Source organism: Clostridium sp. KLE 1755, from assembly GCF_000466465.2.
In the GTDB taxonomy this organism is placed as follows: Bacteria; Bacillota; Clostridia; order Lachnospirales; family Lachnospiraceae; genus Eisenbergiella; species Eisenbergiella porci.
In genome coordinates, this window is record NZ_KE992729.1 from 4,939 (window position 1) to 17,755 (window position 12,817).

The window sequence follows — 12,817 nt, forward strand, 5'->3', positions numbered from 1 at the left end:
CTCCATTGGAAAAAACGGAGATGTTTCTTACCGCTCCCCAGGGCCGGGCTTCTGCCGCCCTTAGCGGCCTGTCTGACGACGCAGCAGGCCTCAAAACCTTTTCACGCGCCGCAGCTTCCAGTGCCGCTGCGGAGGAGTTTGGGCCGCATTGGCAGATGCCCGGTATTGGGGAACGTTTAGAAACACCCCGTTTTTGAGACTGGAACCGAAAACACGCCCCGCCGGCCTGGGAAAAGGAAGCCCGGCCGCAGCCTGCGCGGACAAAGGGCGGACGGCACCGGAACCGGGACGTTTCCCCCTCCCCCGCTCAACGGACCAGGGTTCTTTCGTTGATGATTTCTACTATGATGACGATAATTCCCACCATGACGGGAAGCAGAATCAGCGGGGCATAGCCGGTGGTGAGGATAAGGCCGGCTACCGCCAGGCAATAAAGGAAGTACATGGCCAGGGGAATGCGTAAAAGGTGGTGCCATTGGCGGCGCATTCCCCGGATGCAGAGGAGGAAGCAGGCCAAAAGCAGCACGGCTATTATGAGAAAATAAGCTGCAATCCATACAGCCGGCAGGATGGCGTCTGTAAAATAGGCGCTTTGTTTACCAGTGAAAAGGCGGACGCTTTCCAACGCGATAAATAAAAAGGAAAGGAGCAATATCACCGGGCTGGAGACATTGCTTTTCTTATCCATATGCTTATCCATGTCCGTCACCTTCCTTCCGGCGCTTTGGCGGAACCCTCACCGCAAACGGCAGCTTCCTTTTTAAAGCGGTAAAGGCAGGCCTCATAGGGCTGCATCCTGCTCTCTATCCGGCTATAGTTGGATAGCAAGGGGCAAAAGCCCTCCGGGCGGGGCGGGCGCTTTCTCTGCTTTTCGCTGAGATTGCATTCCACATAAAAAGCCTCGTTGCCCAGTTCACGGAACCAGGCGAAGAAATTTTTCTTCTCCTTATGGACAATCCTGACTTCCCCGTAAACAAGCGCGGGATATTTTTTCCGCAGGGCTATCAGTTTTTTATAAAAATAATAGATGGATTCTCTGTCGTTTTTCTGACGGCATACCTCCTGCCAGTCCATCATGAGCCTGGCATGATCGCGGGTCCCTGCAAGGATCCGGCGCAGTGCCTCCTCTTCGCCCATGGTACGGCAGAATTCTTCATACAGGTTCCGGCTCTCCACATCCTGAATCTGTGATATATCCGTAAACGACCCGTTGATTGCTCCCAGCTCCTGCCCCTGATAGATAAAAGGCGTTCCCCGCAGCGTAAACTGGATCATTCCCAGAAGCTTACCGATGGCAAAGCGGTACTCCGGGTCTTCGTTTATTTTGGATATCATCCGGGGATTGTCATGGTTTTCGAAAAAGAGCGACATCCAGCAGCCGCTTCCATAACCCTCCATCCATTCCGTATAATACTGCTTCAGGTAGTTCAGATCGTAGCGATAGTCGTCAAAACGGGTATGTCCCGGCGTTTCCAGATGATCAAAGGAGAAAATCATGTCCAGCTCATGCCTGTCCTCCCCGGTAAGAAGCCTGGCCATCTGCATTCCCACCCCCGGCGTCTCTCCCACGGAAAAAGCGTCGGTAGTATCAAACGCCTTACAGCGCAGCTCCCGCAGATAATCATGAAGATGGGGGCCGTAAAAATAATGCTCAATTCCCACATAGCCCATCATTTTTCCCACGCTTTCATTGCCGTAGGGAAGCCCTTCCTCCTTGGAAATATAGTTGATAACATCCAGGCGGAAGCCGTCCACGCCCTTTTCCAGCCACCATTTTACCATGGAAATGATTTCGGAGCGAAGCTTTGGATTATCCCAGTTTAAATCCATCTGTTTTTTGGAAAAAAGATGCAGCGCCCATTCGTCATTCTGCGGAATATAGCGCCAGGCATCCCCGTATTTTCCCTGGCCGAAAAAGGACGTCCAGTTATTCGGCTCTCTCCCGTCCTCATTTTCCCGGAAAATATAGTAATCATGGCAGGGGCCGTAAGGATCCCTTACCGCCTCCCGGAACCATTCGTGCTCGTCTGAGGTATGGTTAACCACCAAATCCATAATCAGCCGCATTCCCCTCTGGTGCAGACCGGAAAGCAGGGCGTCAAACTCCTCCATGGTACCGAATTCCTTCATTATCTTATGATAATCCCGGATATCATAGCCGTTGTCGTCGTTGGGCGAATCATAGATCGGCGACAGCCAGACAGCGTCCGCCCCCAGCGTATGCAGGTAATCCAGTTTTCCGATAATTCCCTTCAAATCACCGATTCCGTCGCCGTTCGTATCACAGAAGCTGCGGGGATAGATCTGGTAAAAAACGGCTTCCTTCCACCACTTTTTAATAAGCTCCCCATCTCCCCCGTCCGGGCGGTCCTGTTCGCTGTTGAGCAGATGCAGAAAGGTCTGCCAGAAGGCATCATCCAGCATTTTTTTCGTCAGTACGGACAGAGCCTGCAGGGACAGGGAGCCGGTCAGCCGGCTGGTAAGAAGCTTATCCTGCATACCTGCCTGCAGAAGGATTTTTTTCAGGATGTCGTGTCCGACGGGGTGGGCGTATACCTCTCTCAAGCTGCTTTTCATTGTAATTTCGTGATACATGGTTCACTCTCCTTCCCCGATTCTGAGATCGCCTCTCTCCTTTAAGTCCTTCAAAATCTGTTCATAAAGCTTTCGGTCAATTTTATACTTTTTCAGGTAAAGCAGGAAACCCGCCACAATGCAAATCAACGGGAAAACCATCATGGCCGTTTTCATCATCAGCAGGCCTTCGGCCGTTACATCCGCCGCGCTCTGCGCCTCCTTGATGCCGGACAGGATGACCGTGGCGCTTACCACGCCGGAGGAAACCGCGCCGCCCATTTTATTGATAAACGGCTGGAGTGAAAAGGTGACGCTGTCATTTCTGCGTCCCGATTTCCAGAACCCGTATTCCACCGTATCCGCCAGAAACATGAGCATCATCAGCTGGATAAATGCCTGCCCCACGAAGAGCAGAACGCCGGCGATTCCGATAAAGAGCATGGTATCAAGCGGCGCAAAGAAAAAGATGAGATAGCCGGCCACCACCAGTGCGGTGGCAAAGGCATAGAGCGTCTTCCGCTCGAAGAACCTGCTGATCCAGGGGAACACCACCAGCGCGGCGATCTGGGAAACGCCAAGAATCAGCGCAAAAACAGAATACATCCCCTCATCCCCATAGGCATATTTGAAAAAATAAAGGCCGAAGCTGGTGGTTGTGGTATAGCCAATCATGAACAGCGCCATGGAAATTGCTGTGTAAAGAAGCTGGTCGTTTTTGAAAATCACCTGCAGCAGCTCCCGCAGGCTGGTATGCTTATTTTTCACCACCAGCTCCCTTGGCTCACGCACTCCAACAAGGGTGACGCACTGGCCCGCCCACATCACGGCCACCACCAGGAATGAAAAGGCAAAGTAGCCCTTTTGCATGCTTCCCAGGGCATTTCCGAAGGCAGTGGTAATAGGCACAATCCCCGCAACCACGAAAAACAGGCCTATATTGGCGCAAATCCTGGCAACGGATCCGATTTGCTCCCGCTCCTTCTGCTCCAGGCTCAGGGAAGGCAGCATGGACCAGTAGGAAATGTCATTCGCGATATAGGCCAGCCCCCAGGCCACATAAATCAGGGCAAATACGGCGATATAGGCCGCTCCCTGCAGTCCGAAATCCGTAAAGAGCAGGACGGTCAGCATTCCTGAAAGTAATGCGCCCAGTGCGATCCAGGGCTTGAATTTCCCATATTTTGTGTCTGTATTATCCACAATCACGCCCATAATCGGATCGTTTAACGCATCAAAAATACGGGCACAAAGAACGATTGCCGTGATCCACCAAAGTGTCGATGTGGGCAGTTCAATAATGTCCGTAAGATAATAAATCAGATACATGCTCACCATGGAATAGACCATATCCCTGCCTATGGTCCCTAATCCAAAGGTATACTTGTTGCGTTTTCCATTTTGCTTCACGTAAGCCCCTCCCTTTTGCGCACCCGACGTTCTTCCTGCTTTTGCCGCGCTCCTGCACTGCCCGCGGAAATGACGAGCCGGTATTACCGCCGGCTCGTCCGTCCTCTTTAGCTGTTATCTTTATTATGCCCCAGTACGACGCCAGTTGCAACCGAATCCTGCAGTAACTGTGAAGGGACTGAACAATTACCTTTGTCTCTGCAGCACAGTCTACGGCCGCCCGGCATCACCTACATTTCCGCTGTAGCTTCCTGCTGCCGGCTCCTCTAAAGGAAGCCAGACCAGAATCCGTTTGATATAACGGTTCCAGAAATCCCATTCGTGGGCTCCGGGTCCTTCCTCATAGATCACAGGCAGCCCTTTTTCACAAAGAGTGCCATTACTTCTCCTGGGCCCATTTTCTGCACTGCTCAATTTTAATTGTGGGATCAAAGCCCTGATCCACGCCCATGCTGCTTAAAACCTCACAGGGAAACTCCTCACACTCCCCACAGTGGTTCAATCCTCTTTCCTGGCAGCAGCTTTTCACCTGGCATTCTCCGCCCCAGAACGGTTTTTCCATGGTCAGACAGCCGGTACAGTGAACGGCCTCTTTTCTTTCACAGCTGTTGCAGCATACGCCGCATCTTGATTCGTACATACCTTCTCCTCTCCATCCGCTGATGCGGACCTGCACGTTTTTTACGCCGCTGCTTATCACAGCGGCCTCATTTTTTCTTCAGATACTCCTTTTCAAAGCCGGTAAGCCAGCGCTCCATTGCCTCCGTCATTTCCAGCTGCTGCTGCAGTATGGTCCGCCCTGTCAGCGGAATATGCTGTCTTTCACCGCTTTTTACCTCGATGGTTTCCTTCAGATCGCTGATTCCGTCATGTATTCCTTCCAGAAGCTCCTTTCTCTTTTCCTCCGGCATAAAATCCAGGTTCATGATCACCGCATTGAAATTCAGGAAAATACTCACGGTTTCCCGCGCTGTTTTTTCCATCAGGTCCATAAAAAAATGTTCGCCCTCCGGCGTTATCCGGTAGACGCTTTTCTCCGGCATATTTCCCTCCCGGACAAGCTCCGCCTCCAGATATCCCTTCTCCTCCAGCTGGATAACCTTCTTGTATATGGAAGGCGTGCTGATTTTTACCCAGCGGGATATGTTCCTGTACTCTACATTTTTCTGGAGCTCATAAGCGCTTTGCGGCTGCTGCTTAATCATTCCCAGAACTATCAGATCTATGGCTGCCATGTAACACCTCCTTATCCTATAAATTAGTGTAGTATATTTTATAGTATATGTCAACTATTGAAGTGAAAATCCGTATGCCGTTGCCTGAATATAAACAAGAAAGACGTAATAATTATAAAAGGCTAAAACTGACCTTAAAAAGAAAAAAATATTTCCCGCCCGGCAGGCCGTTATCTGAATTTATTATATATTGGAAAATTTGAAATCAGGCACATAAAATGCCTGAACAGACCGGCAGTATAACCCCCGGTCCGCTAAAGACGCTGCCCGGACGGGCAGCTGAGAAGAATAGAATTATTGAATTATATATGATATTCCCTGAACAGCTCTTCCCGCAGCTTTTCATCTGTTTCCAGCAACGGGATTTCATCGCTCCGGTTATCCTGAAGCATGGCGCGCACCAAAGCCAGCATCCTTTTTTCACCGGCCAACTTTCCTTCATTCACGCCATCCTCACGTTCCTTAGAAAGCAGCTCCTCAAACTTCATATACCTCGCCCTCCATTCCCGGCTTGCCTTCAGTTCCTTCACCTTCCGGTGAATCCTGTCAAGCTTCCGATCATTGTACAATGCCGCACATTCATCCGTAGTATTTTCCACATAGGCCAGAAAATGCAGCAGTTCCTCTGATACATCCTTTTTTGTCCGTCCCCTGGTATTCAGAAATATTTTTTTCGTTCCGTCTCCCAGGCTGTTTCCTGTTTCCGTGCAGGTATTTTCAAAACGATAACGATACAGTCCCTCGTCAAAAGGATCAAAGGTACACAGAAATATAACATAGCTCAATCCCAGCAGATCCACATCATCCCCCGGCTTCAGAGCGGCTACGTCCATCTGGGACTGGTAATACCGGCTGCGCTTTGGCAGACTTTCGCCGCCATTCTCCATTTCCAGATCGTACTCTACCTCCAGGCAGTCCCTGGCATAAACATCAAGACGCACGCTCCTGAAATCGGAACTGAATAAAATACTCTGTTCACTCTGCACATTCACCGCTTCCACAGGTTCTCCTGTCAAAATCTCCAGCACCAGCCGGCAGACCTCTGCGTCATTCATCACCGCTGCGAACAGGAAGGCATTGCTCAGATTTAACTCCTGAAACTTATCTCTTGCTTTCATCTTTACTCCTGACTGATAACAGAAGCCGTCAGGAAATATTCTTTTCCTGATTTTCAGTATAATAAAACATTATTGTTTTAGCAACTATTTTTTATCACTTTATTTTCTTTTTATAATTCATAAAAAATATGATTTGCCTTTTGGCGATTTTCCTATATAATATACTGCAAAGGGAAATTACTGCAGAACGGGCGGAAGGGATCAGATGGTTCTTTCCATTTCGGTCTGCGTACAGATGCGTAAAAGCTGGCGCCGTTTTCCCGCCTGATACTAGGGCTGCGGATTTTCTGCAGCAGAATGGAGGAAATATGTCACAAAGAACAGACATTCACAAAGTACTTATCATCGGTTCCGGTCCGATCATCATCGGTCAGGCCTGCGAATTTGACTATTCCGGAACCCAGGCATGTAAAGCACTCAAGAGACTGGGTTATGAAATCGTACTCGTTAATTCCAATCCTGCAACCATTATGACCGATCCGGAAACAGCCGATGTTACTTACATCGAACCGCTGAATGTGGAACGGCTGGAGCAGATTATCGCCAAGGAAAGGCCCGACGCCCTGCTGCCCAACCTGGGCGGACAGTCCGGACTGAACCTGTGCGCGGAGCTGAACAAAGCCGGCGTTCTGGAAAAATATAACGTTCAGGTTATCGGCGTCCAGGTGGATGCCATCGAACGCGGCGAAGACCGTATCGAATTCAAAAAAGCCATGAACGAGCTGGGCATTGAAATGGCCCGCAGCGAGGTTGCCTACAGCGTGGAAGAGGCGCTGTCCATTGCGGATCGTCTCGGCTATCCCGTAGTACTCCGTCCCGCTTATACCATGGGCGGCGCAGGCGGCGGACTCGTTTACAATGTGGACGAGCTGAAAACAGTATGCGCAAGAGGCCTCCAGGCAAGCCTGGTGGGACAGGTTCTTGTGGAAGAATCCATTCTCGGCTGGGAAGAGCTGGAGCTGGAAATTGTCAGGGACTGTGAAAACAACATGATCACCGTCTGCTTTATTGAGAATATCGATCCCCTCGGCGTGCATACCGGCGATTCTTTCTGTTCCGCCCCTATGCTCACCATTTCTGAGGAATGTCAGAAGCGTCTGCAGGAGCAGGCTTATAAAATCGTTGAAAGCGTTCAGGTTATCGGCGGCACCAACGTACAGTTTGCCCATGATCCGGAAACCGACCGCATCGTTGTTATCGAAATCAATCCCCGTACCTCCCGTTCCTCCGCTCTGGCTTCCAAGGCTACCGGCTTCCCTATCGCCCTCGTTTCCGCCATGCTGGCCTGCGGCCTCACCCTGAAGGACATCCCCTGCGGAAAATACGGGACTCTGGACAAATATGTGCCCGACGGAGACTATGTGGTAATCAAGTTCGCCCGCTGGGCCTTTGAAAAATTCAAAGGCGTGGAAGACAAGCTGGGTACGCAGATGCGTGCGGTAGGCGAAGTCATGAGCATCGGCAAGAACTACAAGGAAGCCTTCCAGAAAGCCATCCGCAGCCTGGAAACCGGCCGCTACGGCCTGGGCCATGCGAAGGATTTTGACAGCAAAACAAAGGAACAGCTCCTCTCCATGCTGATTACGCCCTCCAGTGAACGTCATTTTATCATGTATGAAGCGCTCCGCAAGGGTGCCACCATTGATGAAATCCATGACATTACCAAGGTAAAAACCTACTTTATACAGCAGATGAAGGAACTGGTGGAAGAAGAAGAGGCGCTTGCCGCCCATAAAGGCAGCCTTCCTGCCGATGACCGCCTGATTGCTGCAAAGAAGGATGGCTTCTCCGACAAATACTTAAGCCAGATCCTTGAAATCCCGGAAGACGATATCCGGAACCGCCGTATTGCGCTGGGTGTGGAGGAAGCCTGGGAAGGCGTCCATGTAAGCGGCACTGCCGACAGCGCCTACTACTACTCCACCTACAACGCGGAGGATAAGAATCCCATCTCCAACGACAAACCCAAGGTTATGATTCTCGGCGGCGGCCCCAACCGTATCGGACAGGGCATCGAATTCGACTACTGCTGCGTTCATGCCTCACTGGCCCTGAAAAAGCTGGGCTTTGAAACCATCATCGTTAACTGTAACCCGGAAACTGTTTCCACCGACTACGACACCTCCGACAAGCTGTATTTTGAACCGCTGACCCTGGAGGATGTACTGAGTATCTATAAAAAGGAAAAACCGGTGGGCGTTATCGCACAGTTCGGCGGACAGACGCCTCTGAATCTTGCAAATGAACTGGAAAAGAACGGTGTGAAAATTCTCGGCACCTCCCCTTCCGTTATCGATCTGGCAGAGGATCGCGACCTGTTCCGCGCCATGATGGAAAAACTGGAAATCCCCATGCCGGAGTCAGGAATGGCAACCACCGTGGAGGAAGCGCTTGAGATTGCCAACCGGATTGGCTATCCCGTAATGGTCCGTCCTTCTTACGTTTTAGGAGGCCGCGGCATGGAAGTGGTTTACGATGATGAAAGCATGGCGGGCTATATGAAGGCTGCAGTCGGCGTTACTCCCGACCGCCCCATCCTCATCGACCGTTTCCTGAACCATGCCATGGAATGTGAAGCGGATGCCATCAGCGACGGGACACATGCCTTTGTTCCTGCAGTTATGGAGCATATTGAGCTGGCAGGCGTGCATTCCGGAGACTCCGCCTGCATTATCCCTTCCGTACACATTTCTGAGGAAAATGTGAAAACAATCAAGGATTATACAAGAAGGATTGCGGAAGAAATGCATGTAAAAGGCCTGATGAACATGCAGTATGCCATCGAAAATGGCAGAGTTTATGTGCTGGAGGCCAATCCCCGCGCATCCCGTACCGTGCCGTTAGTATCCAAGGTATGCAATATCCGTATGGTGCCCCTTGCCATTGATATCATCACTGCAGAGCTTACCGGCAAGCCCTCCCCCATTTCCGGATTGAAGGAGCAGCATATCCCTTACTACGGTGTAAAGGAAGCGGTATTCCCCTTCAATATGTTCCCGGAGGTCGATCCGGTTCTCGGACCGGAAATGCGCTCCACCGGCGAAGTTTTGGGCCTGTCCACCTACTATGGCGAAGCGTTCTATAAAGCGCAGGAAGCAACCCAGTCCCGTCTTCCCCTGGAAGGCACCGTCCTGATTTCCGTAAACAGAAAGGACAAGGCCGAGGTGGTTGAGGTGGCAAAGGCATTTGCTGAAGCAGGCTTTAAAATCATCGCAACAGAAAACACCTGCAATCTCATCAGAGAAGCAGGCATTGAAGCGGAAAGGGTTAACAAGCTTTATGAAGGCAGGCCGAATATCCTCGACCTCATCACCAACGGAAAAATCCAGCTGGTTGTAAACTCTCCTGTCGGCAAGGAAAGCATGCATGACGACAGCTATTTAAGGAAAGCCGCCATCAAAGCAAAAATTCCTTACATGACCACCATTGCCGCTGCACGCGCTACCGCAAAGGGAATCAAGTATGTGAAGGAACACGGCAACGGAGAAGTAAAATCCATTCAGGAGCTGCACAGTGAAATCAGCAGCAAATAATGGTAACAGCTTCTGAATAAAAAGTATCTGTACCGTTTTAATACAGTTTAGTAAAAGTGCAACAAGGCCGCGGCCGGGGTAAGCCGCGGAAATAAAAGCCGCAGGAAATTCCCGATTTCCTGCGGCTTACTTTCTTCAGTTTTCCTGTATCTCACAGGGAATACTGCTTCCATATTCCTTTTCCATTGTTCTTTGCATCATACAGCGCATAATCCGCCGCCCGCAGCAGCATGCTGCCACTGTTAAGCGATTCCCCGTACCAGGCCAGCCCTGAGGAGATTCGCAGGAAGCCGGTGCTTCCGTCAGGGAAAGTGATTTCCCCGGCACGGATTTCCCCGTACAGTTCTTCCATATAATTGGCGATTTCCTCCCTGGAAGAAAAATGATGCAGAAACAGGCAGAATTCATCTCCCGACCTTCTGGCCGCTATGCCCCGTTCCCCATTGCTTTTTTCCAGGATGCGGGCGCAGCGCCTCAGATATTCATCGCCCCAGTCGTGGCCATAACGATCATTAATCCCCTTGAAATTATCCAGATCCATCATTACCATGGCCGCCGCACCGGGATTTCCCTGCTCCAGTACAAGAGAAACCTCTTTTTTGAAGGTATCAATATTACACAGGCCCGTCAGGGAATCATAATCCCTTTCATGCTGGATTTTCCACTTTTCCTGCATATCCTTTGTCACATCCGCGGCAATACCGAAGGTTCCGTTTTCATCTGAATTCATCTGAAGCCTGACCCATTTTTCAGGCTTCTCCGAAACCTGATACACATTCTTTTCCCCTGCTGCCGGCCTGCAGAGAATTTCCCGGAGACGTTTTTCGAAGTTCTCCTTATCCTGATACAGTTTTTTGCCCTCTTCCTCCGTCCAGCCAAGAACCAGGCGCAGCCTGTCGGTGGCCATCACCTCCCTGCTGTCCTTTCCATATTCAAAAACGCCGATAGGCATATCCACCACATCAATTACCTGGGATACCCGCACGGTGGCGTTCAGTATTCCCTGCACCATTTTATTAATCCCCTGGCTCAGCAGCCTGAACTCCGGGTTATTGTCCACATTTACCACCGTATCCAGCCTGCCCTCCGTGATTTTGGAAAGATCATCGGTGATGCGGTGGATTCCGTTTACGATTTTTATTTTCAGCAGCCAGTTGATTACAGATATCATGATAAGGCATGCAAATATGAGAAAGGCCATGGTCAAAAACAGCTGCAGGTTCCGATCCTTATAAAGCGCCTTCGACGTTTTCCCCATACCAAGCAGTATATTTCCATATTCCCTGGTTACATAAAATATTCTCTGGCCGCCCTCCTCCATAAATACACCGCTTGACAGACCGGCAAGCGCATCCGGCGTGGCACCGAACTCTGAAAGGTCATACTCATCCATCCGTTCATTATAGTAAATCAGAACCTTCTGCGTATCCTTATCCACCGTAAAAAGCATAGTCCCTGAATCCAGGGGCATACGCGACAATATATACTCCAGCTGGTTTCTCTTTTGAGCCTCCAGCATTCTGGTAGGAGCCATCCCCACCTGCACAATCCCCTTCTGATCCTTTCTAGCCACGCCGATATACTGAAAGACCTTCTGCTCATAGCCGTTGGGACGGATATCCTGGACCAGGTAAGAGTCCGGATCCTCCAGAATGGGCAGGAACTCTCTTGTCTGATCCGTATCATGAAAATCCATACCAAAATACAACGGAACGCTTCCTGCAAACAGGATGCCGTTTTCATCAATAACATGCAGCTCATCCACGTTAAGCAGCCGGGCAATCCTCTCCAGCTCGGACTGGCTGCCAAGCACCTCCGGGTTCTGCTCTATAATATAAGCAAACGCATAGGCGCGGGTCAGGTAATCTTCGCTGAGACTGTCCTTCAGATTCTGAAGCTCCACCTCATTATTTTCCAGCGTCTGCACGATTTGATCCAGCTTCATTTCGGAATTCTCCATCATCCGGTTCCGGGCGTTGAATTCCTGCAGTCCCCAGTTCATCGCCAAAATAGCCAAAAGGGCGACAATAACCACGGCACTCATATAGCGGATAAAAATTTTCTGCATCCTGACCGCTCCTTTTTTGTTATTTCTTATTCCAGTATATGGCCCATCGCTATATAATTCAAGTAAAATGCAGGATTTGCAGGAAAGAAGATTACATGGGCGCCGCCGGTAAAAAATTTCCTCATTTCCCTCTTTAATAAAATGATATCAGAGGTAACGGACAAATGAATTCGAACAAAAGAATACAAAATAAGCAAAGAGGCGGCCGCTTTACGGTGAAACTCCCGGCGGCCGTCTCTTTTCCTATCCTTTCCTATCTTCCCTTATGTTTTTCCTTCCGTTTCTGCTGCTTCAAGTCAAACAACCGCTGCTTTTCGGCTTCCCGCTGCCTGCGGCTCACCGTTCTGCGCTGCGTTTTCCGTTCCTCCTGCTGCAGCTTCAGCGCCAATTGGGATTTGGTTCCGATGCCCGGCTGCCGCAGTTCCCTGCACACCTGCCGCCGCATCCTTTTGGGATTTTGCCCCGTTTCTTTTACCACAGCTTCCACCGAAGGACTGAAACACAGCTTTGAATAATTCCTGAGAAGGAAATCCCATACCTCATAATCCTTAGGCTCCGGGCCAAAGGTAATCTTTGAAACGGATACCCTTCCCTGTGAAGTGCGCTCAAACACCCCCACCCAGAACGGGTCTTCAAAAAACACCCTCAAAACTGCCTGCTGTCCTGCTTCTTCCGATGCTCTGTCCATAAAAGAATCCTCCTTAAATATATTTATGAACAAAGAACGGACGACCCAAGGAGGGAGGGTTACTGACAGCGCTTTCACAAATATTGTCCGCTGCGCCCGGACTACCTACCGGGCTGTGTTTTTATCTCTGCATTTTCATTATACTATACCGATGGAAAAAAGCCAGCCCCGTCTGACATCCGGCATCGAAG

At 50.3% G+C, this 12,817-nt stretch carries 11 protein-coding genes; 2 read left to right on the plus strand and 9 right to left on the minus strand.

The annotated features are described in order from the left end of the window. Positions 1–197, plus strand: a 197-nt coding sequence (locus tag HMPREF1548_RS30255) for a hypothetical protein (protein WP_021637516.1), incomplete at its 5' end; no start/stop codon positions are given. A 110-nt stretch (positions 198–307) separates the two neighbouring features. On the opposite strand, the gene HMPREF1548_RS16605 is transcribed toward HMPREF1548_RS30255, so the two are convergent. The 7 genes from HMPREF1548_RS16605 to HMPREF1548_RS16630 form a co-directional block, all read right to left on the minus strand. Further along, positions 308–700 carry a hypothetical protein gene (locus tag HMPREF1548_RS16605; RefSeq protein ID WP_025491014.1) on the minus strand — a complete coding sequence of 131 codons (393 nt, stop codon included), beginning with the start codon at positions 698–700 and terminating at the stop codon, positions 308–310. 5 nt (positions 701–705) lie between these two features. Beyond that, positions 706–2,595, minus strand: coding sequence for an alpha-glucosidase (locus HMPREF1548_RS16610; RefSeq protein WP_021637519.1), 1,890 nt, complete (start codon positions 2,593–2,595; stop codon positions 706–708). 3 nt (positions 2,596–2,598) lie between these two features. Continuing rightward, the gene (locus HMPREF1548_RS16615; protein WP_021637520.1) at positions 2,599–3,984 is read right to left on the minus strand and encodes a glycoside-pentoside-hexuronide (GPH):cation symporter; all 1,386 of its coding nucleotides are present in this window, start codon (positions 3,982–3,984) and stop codon (positions 2,599–2,601) included. A 210-nt stretch (positions 3,985–4,194) separates the two neighbouring features. Continuing rightward, positions 4,195–4,335: a hypothetical protein gene (locus tag HMPREF1548_RS29080; RefSeq protein ID WP_021637521.1), complete on the minus strand. Its 141-nt coding sequence runs from the start codon at positions 4,333–4,335 to the stop codon at positions 4,195–4,197. Between the two features lie 28 nt (positions 4,336–4,363). Then, the gene (locus tag HMPREF1548_RS16620) at positions 4,364–4,624 is read right to left on the minus strand and encodes a DUF3795 domain-containing protein (RefSeq protein ID WP_025491011.1); all 261 of its coding nucleotides are present in this window, start codon (positions 4,622–4,624) and stop codon (positions 4,364–4,366) included. A gap of 67 nt (positions 4,625–4,691) precedes the next feature. Beyond that, complete coding sequence (locus tag HMPREF1548_RS16625) at positions 4,692–5,219, minus strand: PadR family transcriptional regulator (protein ID WP_021637523.1); 528 nt, start codon at positions 5,217–5,219, stop codon at positions 4,692–4,694. Positions 5,220–5,521: 302 nt separating this feature from the next. Then, entirely contained in the window at positions 5,522–6,337 is an 816-nt protein-coding gene (locus HMPREF1548_RS16630; RefSeq protein WP_021637525.1) for an Rpn family recombination-promoting nuclease/putative transposase, read from the minus strand. 308 nt (positions 6,338–6,645) lie between these two features. On the opposite strand from HMPREF1548_RS16630, the gene carB reads away from it, so the two are divergent. Continuing rightward, positions 6,646–9,870, plus strand: coding sequence for a carbamoyl-phosphate synthase large subunit (gene carB, locus HMPREF1548_RS16635; protein ID WP_035322598.1), 3,225 nt, complete (start codon positions 6,646–6,648; stop codon positions 9,868–9,870). A gap of 151 nt (positions 9,871–10,021) precedes the next feature. Here carB and HMPREF1548_RS16640 read toward each other — a convergent pair whose 3' ends face one another. Both HMPREF1548_RS16640 and HMPREF1548_RS16645 read right to left on the minus strand, forming a co-directional pair. Beyond that, entirely contained in the window at positions 10,022–11,938 is a 1,917-nt protein-coding gene (locus HMPREF1548_RS16640; RefSeq protein ID WP_021637527.1) for a diguanylate cyclase, read from the minus strand. 253 nt (positions 11,939–12,191) lie between these two features. Beyond that, on the minus strand, positions 12,192–12,626 hold the full coding sequence (locus HMPREF1548_RS16645) for a YjdF family protein (protein ID WP_035322602.1): 435 nt from the start codon (positions 12,624–12,626) through the stop codon (positions 12,192–12,194). Positions 12,627–12,817: the final 191 nt, after the last annotated feature.